This is a genomic window from Streptomyces sp. NPDC044044 (assembly GCF_056434405.1).
The window spans coordinates 241,634-262,767 of sequence record NZ_JBWKFG010000002.1 but is presented as its reverse complement, the minus strand read 5'-3'; the positions used below and the strand labels follow the sequence as shown (position 1 = coordinate 262,767).

The 21,134-nt window shown below is 68.0% G+C and carries 18 protein-coding genes; 9 read left to right on the top strand and 9 right to left on the bottom strand.

The genetic code is table 11. The features are described 5' to 3' along the window. Position 1: 1 nt before the first annotated feature. The 6 genes from AC07AG_RS07125 to AC07AG_RS07100 form a co-directional block, all read right to left on the bottom strand. Positions 2-2,035, bottom strand: a complete 2,034-nt coding sequence (locus AC07AG_RS07125; RefSeq protein ID WP_478752714.1) for an outer membrane protein assembly factor BamB family protein — start codon at positions 2,033-2,035, stop codon at positions 2-4. Between the two features lie 124 nt (positions 2,036-2,159). Then, entirely contained in the window at positions 2,160-3,173 is a 1,014-nt protein-coding gene (locus tag AC07AG_RS07120; protein ID WP_478752712.1) for a hydroxyacid dehydrogenase, read from the bottom strand. Positions 3,174-3,208: 35 nt separating this feature from the next. Next, positions 3,209-4,018, bottom strand: a complete 810-nt coding sequence (locus tag AC07AG_RS07115) for a carbohydrate ABC transporter permease (protein WP_478753911.1) — start codon at positions 4,016-4,018, stop codon at positions 3,209-3,211. Positions 4,019-4,062: 44 nt separating this feature from the next. Further along, entirely contained in the window at positions 4,063-4,959 is an 897-nt protein-coding gene (locus AC07AG_RS07110; RefSeq protein WP_478752710.1) for a carbohydrate ABC transporter permease, read from the bottom strand. Between the two features lie 113 nt (positions 4,960-5,072). Then, positions 5,073-6,380, bottom strand: a complete 1,308-nt coding sequence (locus tag AC07AG_RS07105; RefSeq protein WP_478752708.1) for an ABC transporter substrate-binding protein — start codon at positions 6,378-6,380, stop codon at positions 5,073-5,075. 121 nt (positions 6,381-6,501) lie between these two features. After that, the gene (locus AC07AG_RS07100; protein ID WP_478752706.1) at positions 6,502-7,596 is read right to left on the bottom strand and encodes a LacI family DNA-binding transcriptional regulator; all 1,095 of its coding nucleotides are present in this window, start codon (positions 7,594-7,596) and stop codon (positions 6,502-6,504) included. A gap of 218 nt (positions 7,597-7,814) precedes the next feature. Here AC07AG_RS07100 and AC07AG_RS07095 point away from each other — a divergent pair, with 218 nt between their 5' ends. From AC07AG_RS07095 to AC07AG_RS07055, 9 genes are all read left to right on the top strand, one after another. Next, on the top strand, positions 7,815-9,134 hold the full coding sequence (locus AC07AG_RS07095; RefSeq protein WP_478753909.1) for a phytase: 1,320 nt from the start codon (positions 7,815-7,817) through the stop codon (positions 9,132-9,134). Positions 9,135-9,909: 775 nt separating this feature from the next. Then, entirely contained in the window at positions 9,910-11,436 is a 1,527-nt protein-coding gene (locus tag AC07AG_RS07090) for a pyridoxal phosphate-dependent decarboxylase family protein (protein WP_478752704.1), read from the top strand. Positions 11,437-11,445: 9 nt separating this feature from the next. Further along, a complete protein-coding gene (locus AC07AG_RS07085) occupies positions 11,446-13,023 on the top strand; it encodes a phenylacetate--CoA ligase family protein (RefSeq protein ID WP_478752702.1) in 1,578 nt (525 codons plus the stop codon). A 31-nt stretch (positions 13,024-13,054) separates the two neighbouring features. Then, positions 13,055-13,657, top strand: coding sequence for a hypothetical protein (locus AC07AG_RS07080; protein ID WP_478752700.1), 603 nt, complete (start codon positions 13,055-13,057; stop codon positions 13,655-13,657). 57 nt (positions 13,658-13,714) lie between these two features. Continuing rightward, positions 13,715-14,530, top strand: a complete 816-nt coding sequence (locus AC07AG_RS07075; protein WP_478752698.1) for a hypothetical protein — start codon at positions 13,715-13,717, stop codon at positions 14,528-14,530. Positions 14,531-14,563: 33 nt separating this feature from the next. Continuing rightward, complete coding sequence (locus tag AC07AG_RS07070) at positions 14,564-14,995, top strand: hypothetical protein (protein ID WP_249586961.1); 432 nt, start codon at positions 14,564-14,566, stop codon at positions 14,993-14,995. Between the two features lie 34 nt (positions 14,996-15,029). Beyond that, positions 15,030-15,596, top strand: a complete 567-nt coding sequence (locus tag AC07AG_RS07065; protein ID WP_478752696.1) for a hypothetical protein — start codon at positions 15,030-15,032, stop codon at positions 15,594-15,596. 96 nt (positions 15,597-15,692) lie between these two features. Further along, positions 15,693-17,435 carry a CotH kinase family protein gene (locus AC07AG_RS07060; protein WP_478752694.1) on the top strand — a complete coding sequence of 581 codons (1,743 nt, stop codon included), beginning with the start codon at positions 15,693-15,695 and terminating at the stop codon, positions 17,433-17,435. After that, the gene (locus AC07AG_RS07055; protein WP_478752692.1) at positions 17,432-18,349 is read left to right on the top strand and encodes a hypothetical protein; all 918 of its coding nucleotides are present in this window, start codon (positions 17,432-17,434) and stop codon (positions 18,347-18,349) included. The genes AC07AG_RS07060 and AC07AG_RS07055 overlap by 4 nt, the downstream gene beginning before the upstream one ends. Position 18,350: 1 nt before the next feature. Here the strand turns inward: AC07AG_RS07055 and AC07AG_RS07050 are convergent, their stop codons facing one another. The 3 genes from AC07AG_RS07050 to AC07AG_RS07040 form a co-directional block, all read right to left on the bottom strand. Further along, a complete protein-coding gene (locus tag AC07AG_RS07050) occupies positions 18,351-19,043 on the bottom strand; it encodes a GntR family transcriptional regulator (protein WP_478752690.1) in 693 nt (230 codons plus the stop codon). Between the two features lie 118 nt (positions 19,044-19,161). After that, positions 19,162-20,163: a proline racemase family protein gene (locus AC07AG_RS07045; RefSeq protein WP_478752688.1), complete on the bottom strand. Its 1,002-nt coding sequence runs from the start codon at positions 20,161-20,163 to the stop codon at positions 19,162-19,164. Positions 20,164-20,210: 47 nt separating this feature from the next. Beyond that, positions 20,211-21,113, bottom strand: coding sequence for a dihydrodipicolinate synthase family protein (locus AC07AG_RS07040; protein ID WP_478752686.1), 903 nt, complete (start codon positions 21,111-21,113; stop codon positions 20,211-20,213). Positions 21,114-21,134: the final 21 nt, after the last annotated feature.

The following is a 21,134-nucleotide window of genomic DNA, read 5'->3' as shown; positions in this document are numbered from 1 at the left end:
CTCAGCCCGCCTTCTTGTCGTCGATCTTGTCGTCGATCCGGACGAGGTCGTGGCCTCGCAACGTGTAGAGCCTGCCGTCGCTGTCGGCGTTGACGTGGGGACCGCTGTACCACGCACCGTTGATCTCGGGTACGACCTCGCTGACGGCGAAGGTCTTCGGGTCGAAGCGGAAGAGGGTCGTGTCGGAGACGCCGTAGACCCTTCCCCGGCTGGTGACCATGGCCGCGAATCCGGGACAGATGTCACCGTGGTCGGCGGTGTAGACCACCTTGCGGGCCCGCAGGCCGATGACGAAGAAGCCGCCCTTCCTGGTGAGTCCGTAAAGGTTGCCGCCCTGAACCGCCAGTGCGGCCACTCCCGTGGTCAGGGAATCAGGGAGGTCGACGCGCCACAGCTCCTTCCCAACGACCGGGTCGAAGGCGACGACCGTGCCGCGCGGCCCCTTCGTGGTGGGGTTGTCACCGCCGAGGTACGCGACGCCCTTCCGGGTGGCGACCGCGCGCACCAGCTGGACGTCGTCGACCGGGTTGATGAAGACGCGCTTCTTGCCCGTCCTCGGGGAGTAGGTCCACAGCGAGCCACCGCCCTCGGTGTCGGACTCCGCACCGACGAGCATCAGCCGGTTGACCGGGTCGTGGCAGATGTCGAGCGGCCGGTTCTGCTCGCTCGGGAACGAGGCGATCTGGTGGGGCTGCTCGTCGTCCGACGGGTCGTACGCCCATATGCCCTGCGAGCTGTACTGGCCGGTGTAGAGCACACCGGAAAGCAGCTCGGCGTCCTTCGCCTCGCCGGGCGCACGGAGGTTGACCACCTTGCCGGTGCCCACCTCATGGCGTGCGATGACGTTGTTGCCACCGACGAAGACGTACTGGTCGTCGGCGGCGATGCCCATCGCGGTCTGCGGGCTGAGGGGTGCACCCGCCTTGCCGAGTTCCGTGATGACGGACGTACCGGCGGCCGTGTCGATCTCGCCGACGAAGCCGTAACCCGAGACGACGGTCAGTGTGCCGTCGGCGTGGTCGAGGCCCCAGATCTCACCGAGGTCGGGACCCTCGAACGTGACGGCGGCGAGCGCCTGGGTCACCGCCGAGTAGGAGTACAGACCGGCGTCGGAGGCGAAGTAGATCACGTCGCCCCTGGCGGTCAGGTTCTTGACCACCGTGCCCTCGGTGGTCTTCACCTCGTACGAGGAGAGGTCGGCCAGGTCCAGCACGGCCAGCTTGGCGGGTTGGGTCGAACCCGATGTGCCGACGATGAGGCGGTCGCCGACGACAGCGAGCTCACGCAGGCTGGGGTCCTTCTCCAGTTCCGACGGTGTGACGTTACTGAACCTGCCCGTCGCCCGGTCGTACGCGTACAGCGACGCCTTGGCGGCCTCGCCGCCGCCGGACAGGATGCTGCCTGCTCCGAAGAAGACAGTCTTGTCCGTGGCCGCGACGGCCCTGGCCAGAGTGGCCTTCGGGTCGGGGATGCCGAGGTTGGTCATCTTGCCGTCGGCCGGGTCGTACATCCACAGCGCTGGGGCCTTGCCGGGTATGCCGCCCACGGCGTACACAGTGCCGTCCGGGGCGACGGCCAGCTCGCGGATGTCACGGTCCTCGGTCCGGCCGACGCCCACGGCGGGCTTGTCCGGGGTGCTCAGGTCCCACCGGAAGAGGTTGGGCCTGCCCTCGTCACCCTTGGTCAGGATGCCGGCGTACAGGTACTTGCCGTCCTTGTCGGCGGCGAGCGCCTGGATCGAGTGCCCGTAGCCGAGTTCGGTCTGCGAAACCACCTTGCGGGTCGGCAGATGGAACCCGATCACCCGGGTGGGAGTGAGATTGCGTGATCCGATGTAGACGGTGTCGCCGACCTGGATCCCGCTCATCAGCGCGAACTGGACGATGCCGGGGCCGAGATCGGTGACCCTGGTACGGAATCCTTCCGGCGCGGCCTGGGCCTTCGCGTTGAGCAGCGGTGCCGCTGCCGCGGCGAGCCCGATGCCTCCGCCTGCCCGGAGCAGTCTGCGCCTGCTCATCGATGTGTGTTGTCGCACGTGAACTCCTTTGTCAGTGCGGGACATGTGGGGGGGGACAGCGCACAAGTGGGTGAGCGGAGCTCACGGGAGAGCGCTGGTGGCCTGTGGTGAGGGCGGTGCGTGGGGGCCGCCGCCCCGCCCGTCAGGCCGACGTCGCCAAGGCCGCCCGGTGGACGGCGTGGGCGAACGGTCTGTGTGAGCAGTAGCGCACGACTTCGTCGATGGCACTGCTGGTGATACGCCGGAGCTCGCCGCCGAGCGAGCCCGCGATGTGCGGGGTGAGCAGGACGTTGGGCAGGGAGTAGAGCGGTGATGCCGCGGGCAGCACCTCCGGCTCGGTGACGTCGATGACCGCGTGGATGCGCCCGCTCGCGGCTTCGGCGGTGAGCGCGGCGGTGTCGACGAGGGAACCGCGGGCCGTGTTGATGAGAGTGGCGCCGTCCCGCATCGACGCCAGCCTGCGGGCGTCCAGCATGTGGTGGGTCTCCGTCAGGGCGGGGGCGTGCAGCGAGACGACGTCCGAGTCCGCGACGAGTTCGTCGAGGCCGACGTGCCGGGCGCCGAGTGCCGCCGCCTGTTCCGCGTCGACGTACGGGTCGGCGAGCAGCAGATCCAGTTCGTAGGGCCGCAGCAGTTCGAGCACCTTGCGGCCGATGAGCGAGGCACCGACCACACCCACGGTCCTGCGGTAGTTGCCGAACCCCGGGAAACGCTGCGACCAGTCGGACACGTCACGGTGCTCGCGGTAAATGCCGCCGATCTCCAGGACCCGCTTGTTGGCGAAGAGGATCGCGGCGACGGTGTACTCGGCGACGGGTACGGCGTTGGCCGCGGCGGCCGAGGAGACCGCGATCCCGCGGTCCCAACAGGCCTGCGTCACATGGTGCTTGACGCTCCCTGCCGCGTGCACGATCGCCTTCAGGGCCGGTGCGCGGGCCAGTAGGTCCTCGTCGAGGACCGGGCAGCCCCAGGAGGTGATCAGGATTTCCACGTCTTTCAGGGCCGGTTCGTCGTCGAAGTTCTCGGTCACATGGTCCGGATCGATGTCGACGTACGCCGTCAGACGCTGCCTCTCGGCAGACGGGAACATCGCGTCCCGGTGCCGGCGCCCCATGGCGAACAGGGCGCGGGGCCGGGAGGCCACGGTCGGGTGCATACGGGGATTCCTCACGGTGGTGGATCGCTCGTGGCCTACTTGACGGCGCCGGCGGTCATGCCGGACTTCCAGAACCGCTGGAGCATCAGGAAGACGATGATCAGCGGTACGACGGACACCAGCGAACCGACGACGGCCAGCAGGTAGTCCTCGGGGTGCCCTTGGGAGAGCGCGGAGGAATACCACACGTAAAGACCGAGGTTGACCGGGTAGAGGTCCTGGTCGGAGAGCATCACCAGGGGCAGGAAGAAGCTGTTCCAGATCTGCGTGAACTGGAAGAGGAAGATGGTCACGAAGCCGGGTGCCATCATCGGGAGGGCGACGCGGCAGAAGGACCTGAACTCCCCAGCCCCGTCCATCCGGGCCGCTTCCAGGACTTCGTCCGGCACGTAGGCGGCGCTGAAGACGCGGGCCAGATACACGCCGAAGGGGAAGACGAGGCCGGGCACGAACACGCTCCAGAACGTGTTCACCACGCCGGCTTCGGCGGCGAGCAGGTAGAGCGGGATCGCCATCGCCGTGCCGGGCACCATCACGCCGAGCAGGACCAGCGAGAACAGCCGCTCCTTTCCGGGGAACACGAGCTTGTCGAAGGCGTACCCGGCGGCGACGCTGAACAGCGATGCCAGCAGGGCGCCGACACCGGCGTACCCCACGGTGTTGAGCACCCAGCGCAGGTAGACGCCGTCGTCGGCGGCGAACAGCTGCTCCAGGTTCTCGGCGAGGTGGATCTCGTCGCCCAGGGAGAAGCCGTTCGTTCCGAACAGGTCCTCGCGGCTCTTGGTGGAGGACAGCAGCAGCCAGGTGAGCGGCAGCAGGGTGTAGAGGGTGGCGAGCCCCAGCATCGCGGTGACCCCTGCCTTGGACAGCAGGACGGACGGTGACTTGGTCACGGCTTGCTCCCACGGCGTGAGATACGGGTGACGACGAACGACAGCACGGCGGCGAACACGGCGATCAGCAGCGAAGCGGCTGCCGCGAGGCCGAAGTCGTTGTTCTGGAAGGCGGCCGTCTGGACGTACATATTGGGTGTCCAGGTGCTGCCGATCGCGCTGGAGGCGCTGTAGATGACCTTCGGCTCGGTGAAGAGCTGGATCGATCCGATGACGGTGAACAGGACGGCCAGCGCGATCGACGGGCGGATCATCGGGACCTTGATGGCCAGCGCCGTGCGGATGGCACCCGCGCCGTCGACCTTCGCCGCGTCCAGCGTCTCGCGGGGCACGGCCTGCAGGGCGGCGTAGAAGATGACCATGTTGTAGCCCATCCACTCCCACACGGCGATGTTGGCCGCGGAGAACACCGCGACGTCGGCCGACAGGAAGCTGATGTCGATGCCGCCGGACTTCAGGAGGTCGATCACCGGGCTCAGGCCCGGCGTGTAGAGGTACACCCAGATCAGCGCGGCGATGAGACCCGGCACCGCGTGCGGCAGGAACAGCGCCACCTGGAAGAAGGACCGGGCCTTGGCCAGGCCGCTGTCGAGCAGCAGGGCGAGTACCAGTGCCCCGCCGATCATCACCGGAATGTAGAGGGCGCAGTACGCGGCGATGACGAGGAAGCCGTCCAGGAACTGCGGGTCGGTCAACGCCTCCGCGTAGTTGTCCAGGCCGGAGAAGACGTTCTCCGTACCGCCGAACCCGAGGCCGGATGTGCGAGTGGTGAACAGGCTCAGCCAGGCCGCGTACGCCAGCGGGGCAAGCGTGACGACCGTGAACAGGACGAAGAACGGTGACAGAAGCAGCGTGGCGGCGCGGCTCTGTCCGCGCGTGGATGGGGATGCCATGACGGCCTTTCTGGGTGACGCGTGGGGCGAGTGGGCCGCGCGGCCCGCTCAGCGGGCGCGGGATTCAGCGGGCGCGCGGCCCACCCAGGGGTGCGCGGCAAGGAGCCGGGTCCTTACGGGGCGGCGACCTTCATGCCGCGCTGCCTCATGTGCTTGACGGTGGTCCTCTCGGCGTCCGAGAGCACCCCGGGCAGGTCTGCCTTGCCCTCGGCGACCTTGGGGAGTTCGTCCACGATCGCGGTGTTGGTGGTGCCCATGGCGGGGCCCCAGGTCCAGCCGCGCCGGATCGCCCGGTACGACTCCGCGCCGATGGCATAGACGTCCTGTCCGCCGAAGTACTCCGTGCCGAAGGCCTTCTTGGTGACCGGCACGAGCTTCGGGTCGGCGGGGAACATGCTGCTGGTGCCGGAGGACACCCATGCCTTCATGCCCTCGGGGTCCGTGGTGATCCACTTGATGAACTCGGCGGCGGCGCCGCTGTTGTCGGACCCCTTCGGGATCACGAAGGACGAGCCTCCGTACATGCCCGAGGCCGGCTCGCCGTCCCAGGTGGGCACGGGGGCCACGGCCCATTTGCCCTTCTGGTCGGGGACGGTGGCCTGGTGCGCTCCGGCGCACCAGCTGGCGCAGACGTAGGCGACGGTCTGGTTCTTCTGGACGCTCGTCCAGAACGGGTCCAGTGAACTCAGCGAGCGGACGAGGTCCTTGCGGGCGAGGTCGCCCCAGTAGCCCGCGGCCTTCTTGGACGGGCCGTCGTCGACCGTCACCTTCCAGGAGTCCTTCCCTGCGGTGAACCACTTGCCGCCCGCCTGCCAGGTGAGCGCGCTCAGGAGACCGGGGTTGTCGGTGTAGAGGACCCCGCCGCGGGCGTCGGGGTCGGCCTTCTTCACCTGCTCGGTCATGGTGCGGTAGGCGTCCCATGTCTTGGGTACGCCGATCTTGTGCCGGGCGAAGAAGTCCTTGCGGTACATCATCATCAGGGGCGCCGCGTCACGGGGGACCGCCCAGGTTCTGCCGCCGAGGTCGACCAACTGGCGTACAGCTTGCGGGAATTGGTCCTTCACTACGGGTCCGAGCGTTGCGCTCAGGTCCTCGATCTTGCCCTGGGCCGCGAACTCCGGCAGGTTCGGGTACTCGACGACCGCGACGTCCGGGGCGGTGCCGGCCTTCACCGCGTTGGTGAGCTTGGAGTAGTACTCCTGCCCCGACGGGACCGTTTCGAAGGTCACCTTGATGTCCGGGTGGCTTCGGTTGAAAGCCGCGGCCACCTCGTCGGAACCCTTGACGAAGGACCAGAAGGTGACCTTTCCGGTTTTCTTGGCCGCGGAGGCGGACCCCTGGTCTGCCCCTCCGCACGCCGTGGCAAGCAGGGCGAGGGCCACGACAGGGCCGGCCAGGGCGGCCGTGGTTCTGCGAAGCATGATGTTCGCCGATCGTTCGCTGGGATGTCGAACGAAATCATTAGCCAGCACCAAGGCTTCGTCAATGCTTTCGCTTTCATTCAACGCCAAACGAAAGCAAACAATGCGGGCGGATCACCCCCTACTTGCGCCCGGCGGCCTCCAGGAGCGCCCCGCTGGACGCCCGGACCCGCAGCTCGGGGCGGAGCAGCAGCTCGGCGAGCGGCGGGCCCGCGTCGGCGAGCCTGCGCATCATCAGGTCGACCGCCCACTCCCCCACCGCCCGCTTGGGCGGCGCCACGGCCGTGAGCGGGACATCACTCAACTCGGCGACCTCGTCGTCGTACGTGACGATGGCCAGATCCTCCGGAACGCCGAGGCCGCGGGCCTGCAGGAGACCGACGAGGGTGACGGCGTCCAGATCGTTGTGGACCAGCGCCGCCCGGACCTCGCCCGCCTCGACGGCCCGTACGAGATCCGCCAACTGCTCCTCGAACGGGGCGGGCTCGTCGGCGGAACCGATGTGGTGCTCCGGGCCCGTCGGCAGCCCCAGGGCGGCGCACGCCGCGGCGTAACCCTCGCGGATCAGGGGCGTGTTCGGGCTCTCGACCCTGGCCACCAGCGCGATCCGCTCGTGCCCCAGAGCCGCGAGATGCCGGACCGCGAGGCCCGCGCCGAAGGCGTGGTCGGACGCGACCTGCTCAAGACGTCCGGCCTGCGCACCGGCCCGCCGGTCCACGAGGACGACCGGCACATCGAGGCCGCTCAGCCACTCCTCGGCCTCCTCGGCGGGTTCGAGGCCCGCGCGCGGCATCAGCAGCAGACCGTCGGCGCCCGTCGCGACGAGCCGCCGCACCTGCTCCTTGTTGTCCGCCAGCGTCTCGCCGGAGACCGTGAGCACGACGCGGACGCCGTGCGTGCGCGCCGCGTCCTGCACACCTCGGATGATCTCGGGGTAGTAGTAGCTCCCCGGGGGCACGACGAGGCCCAGTACGTGTCCCTGACGCACCGCAGGCCTGGGCGCCGCGGGGCCTGAGGACGTGGCCTGCCGGGCCGCGGACGGGGACATCGCGCCACCGTGCACACGGACGACGAGCCCGCGGGCGGCCAGGTCCCGCACGTCCTGGCGCAAGGTGACGGCGGAGACACCCATCTCGGCGGCCGCCTCCTTGACCTTGATGGTCCCCCGGCGCTCCACCATGCGCAGGATCGCTTCACGCCGCTCTTCCGTCAGCACCCGCGTGCCCCTCTCTCGCTGCTCGCCGCGAGTGAAATCGTTTGCTTTCACTCGACGAGTGACTCGACAAGTGAAAGGTATCAACGGGCGGCCGAAGGCGGCACCGTCCGTTCACCCCATGGCCCTCCGCCCGACGCCGTATCTGCCGGAAAGGCTTCACGGCAAGATCACAGAGTGCTCTCTGTCATGGAATGCCCATGACAGAGAGGATCTCCTTCATGGCCAACTCCCTCAGACAACAGTCCACTTACGGTCGGCTCGCCCTCGTCACGGTCCTCGCCGCGATCGCCGCCGCCGTGCCCCTGAACGCCGACGCCCTCGCGGCCACGCCCCTGCCCGCCGTCGAGCCGCGCGCCGAGACCCCCGCCCTGCACGACGACGAAGCGGGCGGCGACGCCGACGCCGACGACCCGGCGATCTGGCGCAACGACGCCGACCCGGACCGCAGCCTGGTCGTCGCCACCGCCAAGCAGGGCGGTCTTCGCGTGTACGACCTCGCCGCGCGCGAGGTGCAGTCCGTTCCCGCGCCCGCCGCGCCCGGACCTGACGACGCACCCGGCCGCTTCAACAACGTCGACCTGGTGCACGGCCTTCGCCTGCCGTCGGGCCGCGCCGACCTCGCCGTGACGAGCGACCGCGGCAGCGACCGGCTGCGGGTCTACCGCATCGACCGCGACCGCGCCGGCGGCCCGCTCACCGACGTCACCGACCCGTCCGCCGCGCCCGTCTTCTCGTCCTCGCAGGAGCAGATCAACGAGCAGCGCACCGCATACGGACTCGCGACCTGGACGAACCCGTCGACGGGCCGGTCCTACGCCCTGGTCAGCCGGCGGGAGCGGACCAGCATCGCGCTCCTCGAACTGACCCCGAAGAGCGACGGCACGGTCGGCTACCGCAAGGTCCGCACACTCGACCTGCCCGCCGACTTCCGGCTGCCGAACGGCACTTCGTGGTCGCCGTGCGGCGAGCCGGGCGAACTGCCGCAGGTGGAGGGCATGGTCGTGGATCCGGCCAACGGCACGCTCTACGCGGGACAGGAGGACGTCGGCATCTGGCGGCTCCGCGCCGACCTGACCGGAAAGCCCCAACTGGTCGACAAGGTACGTGAGTTCGGCGTACCAGGGACGTACGACCCTTCGACCGAGGAGTGCGAGGCGGGCACCGACCCCGGCTACGGCGGCAAGCACCTCAAGGCCGACGTCGAGGGCCTGACGCTCCTGGACGAAGGCGACGGGAGCGGCGACGGCCGACTGCTGGCCTCCAGCCAGGGTGACAACACCTTCGCGGCCTACGACCGCGAGCTGTCCGACCACAACGAGTACGAGGGCGGCTTCCGCATCACCGCGGCCTCATCCGCGCTCGACGGGTCCGAGGAATGCGACGGTGCCGCGGTCCTCAACAAGCCGCTCGGCGCCAGGTATCCGCACGGCCTGCTCGTCGTGCAGGACGGTCACGACGCACCGGGTGACCCCGAACGCCCCTCCACCAACTTCAAGTTCGTGGATCTGGGCGACGTGCTCGACGCCGTGGACGACTGACACCACTGCGCCACTGCACTGCACTGCACTGCACTGCACTGCACACCACTGATGCCACATCCGGTGGCGGCCCCACGGGCCGCCACCCTCTTTCTTTTCGTATTCAAGTGAAATGGCGATCAACGCGACTGCCGACCATGGCCAGAATTTCACCCGCCCAGAATGAGACGCTCCCCCTGCCGAAAACATCACAGTCTCGACAGGCACATGACAACGGCAAGCAGCTTTTACCCATGACCGGATTTCGTCGATGAATACCCCCTTGACTCCTTACATCACCTGGAGCGGGAACGACCGGTCGCTGTCCTAAAGCCGAGGACGCCGTCCGCCGACCGAGGTACCAGTGAATACAGATGAGGCAAGGAGCCATTGACGGCCCGTCAGGCGGCCCGCGCTTCTTTTTGGACAGACCATTGAAATAACCACCTCTTCGAAACAGATGGCTCTACGGTTGCTCCAAGTGGGGGGAAACACGAGGGGCACGAGGGGGGAAAGCCGATCGTGTGGGTGTGGCGCGAGAACCGGGGGGTCCGTGCCGCCCTGTAACACCAAAGGCTGTTCTTTCTAGGGGGCTCTGCGCGGCTGCCACTGACCGGGTGCCGCCGGAGCAGATGGTGCTGCCCGGCTTGACCAGCCGGGCCGCCCCATCGGAATCGAATCGGTATTCGAAGTCCTTCTGCCCATCGGCATGCTCAAAACGCTGGACTCTGCGCAGTCCGCGTCCGCCCCACACCTACATGTCGGGCAACACAGGGACTTTCCGAAGGAGACCCCCGTGACGGAATCTCGACCGCACAATCCCGCTTCCGACGGGAGCGGATTACTGCTCGATGCGTTCGATGCTCAACTGTTCCGGGAAACTTCCGAAACCGCTCTTGCGAAGCTGGAGAAGCACCTTTCCGATCTCTCCATCAGGGGTCTCGAACTGATCGATCCCACGACGCTGTCGGAGGCGGCGAAGGCCCTGATGACGACGGAGCGCGAGAGGGTCGCGACGTTCGACGAGGAGAAGCTGGCCGGGATCATCGACCTGTACATCAGGACCGGCATCCAGGTGCACTCGCCCGGGTACATGGGCCGCCAGTTCTCGGGCGTCGTACCGCTCGCCGGCGTCATCGACTTCGTCAGCTCGGTGGTCAACCAGCCGGCCTCGTTCTACGAGGCGGCCCAGCTGCCCAACGCGGTGGAACGGATCATGGCCGATGAACTGAACCGGTTCATCGGCTGGGATCCGGCGCGGTTCACCATGGTGACCACATCAGGCGGGTCCCTTGCGAACCTCACCGCGCTCCTGGCGGCCCGCAACCAGAAGCTGCCGGGCTACTGGTCCGAGGGCGGCTCCTCCTTTCGGGGCCAGCCGCGGCCCGCCATCGCGGTGGGCTCGGACGTGCACTACAGCGTCGCGCGGGCAGCCGGCGTGATGGGCATCGGCGACGCACAGCTCGTACGGCTTCCGCTGAACGACCGGGGGCAGATCTCCGTGGCGGACGCACGGCCCGCCCTGGAGGCGGCCGAGCGGCAGAACCTGAAGGTGTTCTGCCTCGTCGCCTCGGCCGGCAGCACATCGGTGGGCGCCTTCGACCCCATCGACGAACTGGCCGACCTGGCACGGGAAAGGGACCTCTGGCTGCACGTCGACGGCGCCCACGGAGCGAGTCTCCTGGTGTCGGACACGCTCCGCGAGAGGCTGCGCGGAATCGACAAGGCGGATTCCCTGACCTGGGACGCGCACAAAATGATGTTCGTGCCCGCGCCGTGCACGATGCTCTTCTACCGGGACAAGGAGGCGAGTCTCACCGCGTTCCGGCAGAAGGCCAGTTATGTGTTCGACGAGGAGCCGGACATATATACCGCGTACGACAGCGGGGGCAAGAACTTCGAGTGCACGAAACGGCCCATGATCATGACCCTGTGGTCGCTCTGGGCCATGTACGGACCTGCCCTGTTCGCGGAGAAGATCGAGTATCTCTGCCAATTGACGGAGGAGGCCCACGGCATCGTGCGGGCCGAGCCCGACTTCGAGGCACTGCACCGCCCGGAAGCGAACATCCTGTGCTTCCGATATCACCCGGACGGAATCAGGAAGGAGGATGTCCATCGCCTCCAGATCGCCATCCGTAACAGCGTGAAGCTCCGGGGAAATTTCTTCATCTCGAAAGTGAACGTCGACGGTGTGGCCGCACTGCGCGTGGTCATGATGAACCATCAGATCACCGGCGAACACTTCCGGATGCTCATCTCCGAAATCCGCAGGACAGGTCAGGACCTGCTCAGCAGCGAAGCGGCAACAGAAACAGCTTAGAGGGGACGGATGTTGAGTACATCTCATGTTCCACAGGCCACGCACGTTCCGCCGACCGCACTGACGCCTGGCGGCGCCCGTGAACTGGCCGACTGGCTCATCCCGGACGGTGAGCTGCTGCCGGAATCAGTTGAAGCCGTAACCGCACTTCCTTCGTTCGCCGAGAAGTTACGTGAATGCGAACGGGTCTGCCAGGCGCCGTACAGCGAGGTGTCGCACGACGTTCAGGAAGCCGTCGTACTGCGTCGTCTCCAGCAAATGGTGAACACGGCGATGCTCAATCCACTGTGGCGCGACCGCCTGCGCAACGCGGGGACCGTGCAGGCCCCCGAGACGTACGAGGAGTGGCAGCGGATCCCGCTGTCGGACAAGGACATCCAGCGCGACTTCTTCATGGATTCGCGGCCCGGCATGGTGGTGCCCCTCACCCGCGGCGAGTTCGAGATCGTGGCGAGCGGCGGCACCAGCGGCGGCCGTCCTCTCGAAGTCGTGTACTCCCTGCGGGAGTTGAAGGACACGTACGAGATCGCGGGCCGCTTCATGGGCGCCTATCAGCTCGCGAGCCACCTCGCGGGCGCCGACCCCAAGTGGCTGTTCACCACGCTGGCCGACTACCAGATGTGGAGCAGCGGCACGATGGTGGGCGGCGTGCTGCAGCACGTGCCCGGCGTCAACTACGTCGGCGCGGGCCCCGTCACGGCCCCCGTCCTGGAGCACATGTTCTCGTACAAGGGCCCCAAGGCCCTGATGGGGATCTCCGCGGGCATCGGGATCCTCAGCGAGCTCGGCGTGGGCATGCGCAAGGAGTCGAGGGAGAGCTTCCGCGTCGCCCTGTACGGCAGCGGGGTGCTCTCGCAGCGCAAGCGCGTGGAGCTCAAGGCGCTGTACCCGAACCTGGCGATCCTCAGCTACTTCGCCGCCACCCAGGCGGAGACCATCGGCCTGCAGCTCGACCCCGCGTCGCCCGACCTGTCGGCGGTGCCCGGCCTGCACCTCATCGAGATCGTCGACGAGAACGGGCAGTGGGTTCCCGAGGGCGAGGAGGGCGAGCTCGTCGTCACCCGCCTGCACGCCCACGAGGCACCGCTGCTGCGGCTCAAGCTGGGCGACCGGATGATCCGGCGGCCACGGACCGATGGCCCCGGCCTGAAGACCCAGCGGTTCGAGTTCGCCGGCCGCACCGGCGACGTGCTCCACATCAACGACAGCCAGTACTCCGCCGCCCGCGCCTTCGCCGCGCTGCGCGACGAGCTGAAGGCCGCCGAGGCGGTGGACCTGGACGCGGTGGCGCACGACGTCCAGTTCGTGAACCACCGCGAGGGCCGGACCATCACCCTGTTCGTCTCGGTGGACGACGTGCTCGGCATGACGTACCGGACGGACACGACCCTCGGTCCCTACGGCATCCAGCAGGTGTTCGTGAACGCCCTGCCGCGTTCCCTCTCGCTGTTCAACCACGGGGAAGCGAACCCCGCGTCGATCGAGAAGACCGGCTACAGCTTCCAGCTCAAGTTCGTGCCCCGGCTCTCGGCCGAGATCGAGCGGACGGCCGTCGGCAAGGTCCCGCTGGTGCGGGACCGGGGCTAGCGCCGACAGAGCGCCTACAGGAGGAGTGAGGATGAAGCACCAAGTCAACATCATCGCTGTCGTCGACGTCATCGGAGCGCTCTCGGGCAGCACGCTGCTCGACGGCAACCTCTGCATGATGGACGACGGCGGTCACAACAGTGCCCACCAGGGGACGCCGAACCTGTGCACCGTGGTCAAGCCCGGCCAGGTCGTCTCGTGGTCCGCCCTGGCCGTCGACCTGCAGACGCCGGTCGAGATCAAGAACATCTCGTTCGTGCCCGCGGACCAGAACGGCCACACGTCCGGCCAGACCTCGGGCCAGACGCAAGGCCAGGCGCCGGGCCAGACGCAAGGCCAGGCGCCGGGCCAAACGCAAGGCCAGATGCCGGGCCAGCCCTACGGACAGCCCCAGGGTCAGCCACACGGCCAGTCCCAGGGCCAGTCCCAAGGCCAGTCCCAGGGCCACGCGCAGGGCGCCCAGGGCGGCGGCAACCACTCCGAGGGCGACAAGCTCGACCTCGACGTCTGGACGGGCGTGGTGCCCAACTGGCTGACGCCCGGGGTCGCCTACCAGTACCGCCTGGAACTCCAGATGTACGAGGGCGAGAACAGCGTCATGCACATCGACACCCCCGCGTTGATGTGCGAGTAGCAGCCGGAGCTCGACGGCAAGGGCCGGGAATCAAGTAGCGGCGACAAAGGCGGAATCATGCCCCAACAATTGGCGATCATCGTGCTCGTGGACGTCGGCAGTGCGCTGGAGTCCGAGTCACTCGAAGGCAACACCTACCTGTTCGACAACATGAAGCTGCAGGGTTCCACGAACCAGGGAACCGGCGATCTCGTGACGGCGATCAACGGCTCCTACTGGAGTGACGGGTCCCAGGCCAGTGAGCAGGTGCTCAACTGGCTTCCGTACAGCCTGGGTTCCATCCCGCCGACCGTCCCCCGCGGCTATGAGTTCGAGCGGGCGCGGCGGAGCGACGAGAAGGCGCTCGAAGACCTCCAGGACCTCGCGACCAAGTCCTCGGTCGCAGGCGTCGACCAGGCCGAGCAGCTGAGCCAGATCCGCAAGACCGTCGGTGCCCGCGTCAAGACCACGCGGCGCACGCGCGGCCGCATGTCCGGGCAGAAGATCCTGGACGTGACCGGCAAGGTCGTCACCGAGGACAACACGGCGGCGTACACCTACCCCGCCCCGGTGATCACCGACATCTACGGCGAGGCCGTCGACTCGAAGATCATGTACCCGGCGGAGTACGGCTCCCCGGACCTGGTCACCGACGGCTGGTACTGGTCCGCGACGGTCGACACCTCGCGGCCGGGCACCTACTCGTACGTGATGCGCATCCAACTGCACAAGCTGGTGGGCCTCAACGGCGAACTGCGGTGGGAGGCGGTCAACCTGATCTGTCCCTCCACGCTCAAGATCACCTCGGAGCCCCGGCGCAACGCCTTCACCAAGGCGGGCATGGGCCTGCTGCCCATCCCCCCGGACGCGGGAACGCGTCCCGGCAGCCACTGATCCCGCAAGGACTTCAGCCAGAAGGAGGAGCAGATGACCACCACGCCCAGGCGGCGCGAGACCGGCGCCGCGAAGCGGCCCATCTCCATCACCGCCGTAGTGGACTGTGTGGGTGCCCTGGCAGCCGGCAACATGCAGGGCCACCTGTACATGTACGACACGAACAAGTCCGCGGGATCCACCGGATTCGGCACCGAGGAGCTGCAGACGCGCGCCCGGAAGGGCGACCAACTCCTGTGGAACGCGCTCGCGTTGGAGTGCGAGGCGTATGTCGCCATCGACGGCATCGTGATCGACAGCTCCATCTGCGTACCGGAGCGGAAGGTCTATCCGGGCACCGACGTCGCCTACTGGATCGGCACGGTGAAGAAGGACGCGCCCAACGTCACGTACCAGATCAAGTTCAAGCTGGGCACGAGGGACGAACCGATCGCCACCACCCTGTCGTCGTCCCTCATCGGCTAGGTCCGGGCATGACGGCGTACGCGAAGGAGGAGCGTTGAGCAGCAGCGTGCAGGAGAAGTCGGCAAGCGGCGTGCACCACAAGCAGAATCCCGGACAGCTGAACTCGGTCCAGCTGAACATCGTGACGCTCATCAACATGGAGCGAGCGGTGGAGACGGGTTCCCTGAGCGACTCGATCTACATGATGGACAACAGCATCGGCGGCAAGGGACAGGGCACGTCGTCCCTGGAGACGGTCTGCAAGCAGGGCCAGGTCCTGAACTGGATCGTGCGCCCGCTCGACATGGAGAAGCGCAGGGACGGCACCTGGCCCCCCATGCCGAAGATCAACAACATCACCTTCCTCGACACCGAACTGGGTGACGAGGAGGACGTGGCCGAGCGGAAGATCTTCACCGAGCTGAAGATCTACGGGATGCCCGACCGCATGCGGGACAAGTTCACGCCCGTCTACTACTACTGGGCCGGCACAGTCCTGAGCACCGCCAAGCCGGGCGTGCACAGGTACCGGCTCGTGATGGAGCTCGAGCAGGAGCACAAGAAGGAAAAGCTGTATCTGAACACGGCCATTCACCCCTCGATCAGGATCCTCGGGGTCTGACGGACCACGTGACCGCCAGGCCGGATATCGGTCTGGCGGTCACGCGGCACCGGGCGTAGAGAGAAAGGTTCACCCCAGGAAGGCCAGGGAGGCCTCGTGGACAGGACCATCGGCAAGGGAACGTTCCGGGACGCGTTCAAGAACCAGGTCATCGCACTCTCCGCGCTGGCTCCGGGCACGGGGCGGCGGCTCGCCGAGCGGGCCAACGCGACAGCGGGCCCGGCCGATGCCGCGTTGCGGACGAAGGCCGAGTTCAGCACGTTGTACGACCTGCTGCTCGCCGAGCAGGGTGCCACGTCGGCGGACGGCAGCCTGGTCCTTCTCGACGCGGACGGACAGCTCACCGCGATCGGGCGGATCGTCGACGACTTCCTCAACTCGGCGGAGAACAAAGCGGAGTTCTTCGCTCAGGACATGTATCAGGTCAAGGTCACCGGCTGGCCGCCCGGCGTCCTGACGGCCGACGAGGTGATCCAGGCTCCGCAGGGCGCCCGGCTGACCCTCGCCAGGAGCAGCACGCCTAACGACACGATGCTCGCGACACCGTCGTTCTCGATGGTCAACAGCGGCAACATGACGGCCCACGCGCCCAAGCGCTCCTGGAAGGTCGACTTCGAGGTCGGCGAGAGCGAGGACCGGCTTTATGGCATGGAGCGGATCAACCTCAAGGCGATGTACAACGACCCGTCGCAGATGCGGGAGGCCGTCGCCTGGCGGCTCCTGGAGCGCGCGGGCATCCCGGCGGCGCAGCACACGTACGCGACGTTCTCGATCAACGACCGCTACATGGGCCTCTTCTCGGTCATCGAGCAGGTCGACAAGAAGTTCCTGAAGGACCACTTCGGCAAGAACTCCGAGGGCAACCTCTACAAGGCCTACTGCGGCGACGTCGGCTGCGCGACCCTGGAGCACCGCACCGGCACGGACGGCGCCGACGGCGGACGGCAGTACTTCACGGCGGGCAGCCTGGAGGACGACCGCACGTACCGCCTGAAGACGAACGAGGACAACCCGTCCGCCAACACCTACGACGACCTCGCCACACTCGTGAGGACCGTCAACGGCGTCCAACTGACGGGCGGTGAGGGCCGGTTCGCGACCGACGCCTTCCGTGACGCGGTCGAGCAGGTCCTGAACGTCCCGGCCTTCCTGCGCTGGGCGGGCGCCAACGTCCTCCTGGGAAGCTGGGACAACTACTTCGCGACACCGTCGAACTACTACCTCTACAACTCGGGCCGGCTCGGCGACCCGACGGGCTTCATGGCGCGCCCGTACTTCACGTTCATCCCGTGGGACTACGACAACAGCTCGGGCATCGACTTCTTCTCGACGCAGTGGCAGTACACGGACCTGCTCGACTGGCCCGCGATGAGCCGCAACTACTGCCGGATCACCCACGCGCCGCACGAGGTGTCCCACCTGCCGCTGTTCACCAACCTGCTGCGGCACCACGACTTCTGCCAGTACTACCTCGATCACCTCGAGTTCCTCCTGGACACGGAGTTCGGCCCGGAGCGGGTCGCCGCGCTGCTGGGCGCGGAGGGCTCGGGGCGGACCGACGGCCTGTGGCAGCTCATCTCGTCCGCCGCGTACGGAGAGTCCACCAGCCCGCACGGACAGCCCTTCACCGGACGGCAGTTCACCAACGACGAGGTGTACCGCGCCGCGTACCGGCAGTGGGAGATGAGCCGGGGCTCGCAGTTCACGTACGGGATCTTCCACTACACGCGCATGCGCTACGACCACGCACGCCAGCAGCTCGCCGAGCTGCGCAAGACCTACCCGAACGGAGCCAGCGGGGCGACGTTCCCTGGCGCGATGGAGGTACTGCCCTCATGACATCGACGAAGAAGTCGGCGGCGCGTGAGCTCCGCCTGGTCAAGGAAGCGAAGATCCAGGACCTGATCGGCGACGGCGCGGGCACCCGCCTGGAGGCGAGCGGCGTCATCTACCGTGACGGTGCCTTCCTGATCGTCTGCGACAACCTGCCCTCCCTGATCCGGGTCAGCAGCGAGCTGTCGCCCAAGGCCCCGGAGAACGGCGTCCTGACCCGCGCCAAGGGGAAGAAGTCCGGCGGCGCGAAGGCGAACGAGGGGTACGAGGATCTCGCCCACGACGAGCGGCGGGACCACTACTACACGCTGAGCGAGGCCGAGCCGGTCAAGTCCAAGGGCTTCCGCGCCCGCGTCCAGGAGTACGACGGGAAGCTGCGCCCCGTCGGATCGGCGCAGCTGGAGTTCGACCTGGCGGACGCCAACAAGGGCATGGAGGGCCTGGAGTGGGTCGAGCGCTCGGGCACGGGCCACCTCCTCGCGCTGTGCGAGGGAAACCGGTGCGAGGGCGGCAAGAAAGGCAGGACACCGGGGGGCGGCCGCATCCAGGTCTTCCGGCGCGGCGGCAAGCGCTGGATCAACACGGCCACGATCCGGCTGCCCAAGTCACTTCCCTTCGAGGACTACAGCAGCGTGTCCGTGCGCGACGGCCGGATCGCCGTCCTTTCGCAGGCGTCGTCCGCGCTCTGGGTGGGCCGCATCTCCACCAAGAAGTGGGAGGTCGACGAGGGCACGGTCCACCGCCTGCCCACCGACAGCAAGGGCCGCCCGCTCTACGGCAACCCCGAGGGCGTGTCCTGGGTCTCGGCCGACTACGTGGTCATCGTGTCCGACCGGGCGAAGAAGGGCGCGGACAACGAGCGGTTCCGCGAGAAGGACCAGTCGATCCATCTGTTCCTGATCCCGGGCAACAACCACTGATCTAGTCGGCCGCCCACAGGCCGCGCACGTGACCGAGGTGGCGGGTCATCACCGCGCGCACCGCCTCCTCGTCACGGGCGAGCAGCACGTCGAGGATCTCCAGGTGCTCCTCGGCCGACGCCTCCAGACGACCGGCGTCGACCAGTGCCTGCAGCCCGTACAGACGGGAGCGCTTGCGCAGGTCGCCGACCACCTCGACCAGGTGGTCGTTGCCGCAGAGGGCGAGCAGACCGAGGTGGAAGCGGATGTCGGCCTCCACGTACGCGATGAGGTCGCCGTCCGCCGCCGCGGTGACGATCGCCTGCGCGGCGGGCCGCAGCGCTTCGAGTGCGGCGGGGTCCGCCGACGTGGCGAGCTCCGCCGTGGTCGGGATCTCGATCAGCGCGCGGATGTGCTTGTACTCGTCGAGCTGCTTCTCGGAGACCGCGGTGACCCGGAAGCCCTTGTTCGGGACCGTGTCGACGAGCCCTTCCTTGGCGAGGTCGAGCATGGCCTCGCGCACCGGGGTGGCGGAGACGCCGAAGCGCACGGCGAGGGTGGGCGCCGAGTAGACCTCGCCTGCCCGCAGCTCGCCCGCGATGAGCGCGGCGCGGAGCGCGTCCGCGACCCGCTCGCGGTAGCTGCTGCGCGTCCCGCCGAGGCTGGGCAGCGCGGCAGGGGCTGCGGACGGAGCGCGGTTGCCCTTGGCGGACATGGGGGCGGTTCCTCCTTGGTGCGATGGCACGTGGGTGCTAGGTCACGTGGGTGCGATGGCACGTGGGTGCAATGTCACCTGGGTGCAATGTCACGTGCCATGAGTATCCCAGCAGGTCCTAGAGGACGAACCCCGCGGGGAAGGGGTCGTCCGGGTCGAGGAGGTACTGCGCGGTGCCGGTCACCCAGGCGCGTCCGGTGAAGCTGGGCAGCACTGCGGGCGTGCCCGCGACCTCGGTGGTGCCTAGGAGACGCCCGCTGAACTGGGTGCCGATGAAGGACTCGTTGACGAACTCGGTGTCCAGCGGCAGCGCGCCGCGCGCGTGCAGTTGGGCCATGCGCGCGCTCGTCCCGGTGCCGCACGGCGAGCGGTCGAACCAGCCTGGGTGGATGGCCATCGCGTGCCGGGAGTGGCGGGCGGTGGCGCCGGGCGCGTAGAGGTGGACGTGGTGGCAGCCGTGGATGGACGGGTCCTCGGGGTGCACGGGCTCGCCCTCGGCGTTGATCGCCTCCATGAGCGAGAGGCCCGCCGCGAGGATCTCGTCCTTGCGCCCGCGCTCGAAGGGCAGGCCGAACTCCTCCAGGGGCAGGATCGCGTAGAAGTTGCCGCCGTAGGCCAGGTCGTACGTCACCGAACGGCCGTCCGGCAGGGTGATCTTGCGGTCCAGGGCGACGGCGAAGGACGGCACGTTCTTCAGCGTGACGGACTTCGCCGCACCGCCCTCGACGGCGACCTCGGCGACGACGAGGCCCGCCGGGGTGTCGAGACGAATGGTGGTCACCGGCTCGACGACCTCGACCATTCCGGTCTCGACGAGGACGGTGGCGACGCCGATCGTGCCGTGCCCGCACATCGGCAGATAGCCGGAGACCTCGATGTAGATCACGCCGTAGTCGCAGTCGGGCCGGGTGGGCGGCTGCAGGATCGCGCCGCTCATCGCCGCGTGGCCGCGCGGTTCGTTCATCAGGAGCTGCTTGATGTCGTCGCGGTGCTCACGGAAGTGGAGCCTGCGCTCGTTCATCGTCGCGCCGGGGACGGTGCCGATGCCGCCGGTGATCACCCGCGTCGGCATGCCTTCGGTGTGCGAGTCGACCGCGTGCAGGACGAGTTTGCTGCGCATGTGCGGTGCCTTTCGTACGAGTCCAACGCGGGAGGGGAGGAGGAGGTTCAGGCGAGCCCGGCGGCGATGGCTCGTTCGGTGGCGGTGCGCACCGCCTTCTCCTGCTCGGGCAGCAGCGGCACTCGGGGCGGGCGGCAGGGGCCGCCATGGCGCCCGGCGATGTCCATGGACAGCTTGATGGCCTGGACGAACTCGGGCCTGGAGTCCCAGCGGAGCAGCGGGTGGAGCTGCCGGTAGAGCTGGCCCGCCGTACCCAGGTCGCCGGCCACGGCGGCGCGGTAGAGCGCGACGCACGCGGCGGGCAGCATGTTCGGGTAGCCCGCGATCCAGCCCTTGGCGCCCGCGACGGCGAGTTCGAGCAGGACGTCGTCGGCGCCGATCAACAGGTCGAGGTCCGGGGCGAGTTCGGCGATGCGGTAGGCACGCCGTACGTCTCCGGAGAACTCCTTGACCGCGTGCACGTACCCCTCGGCGTGCAGCTTGGCGAGGAGTTCGGGCACCAGGTCGACCTTGGTGTCGATGGGGTTGTTGTACGCGACGACCGGAACACCCGCCTTGACCACTTCCTCGTAGTGCGCGAGGACGGAGCGGTCGTCGGCGCGGTAGGCGTTCGGCGGAAGGAGCATCACGGAGGCGCAGCCCGCGTCCTTGGCCTGCTCGGCCCAGCGGCGGGCCTCGGCGGAGCCGTACGCGGCGACGCCGGGCATGACGCGCTCCCCGCCGACGGCCGAGACGGCGGTCTCCACGACCTTGGCGCGCTCCTCCGGGGTCAGCACCTGGTACTCACCGAGTGATCCGTTGGGCACAACGCCGTCGCAGCCGTGCTCGACGAGCCAGGTGCAGTGCTCGGCGAACTTGCCGTGGTTGACGGAGAGATCGTCGTTCAGCGGGAGCGCGGTGGCGACGAGGACGCCGTGCCAGGGGCGGGGACGGTCGGCGGGGGTGGTCATGGGCGGGTCCCTTCGTTGCGG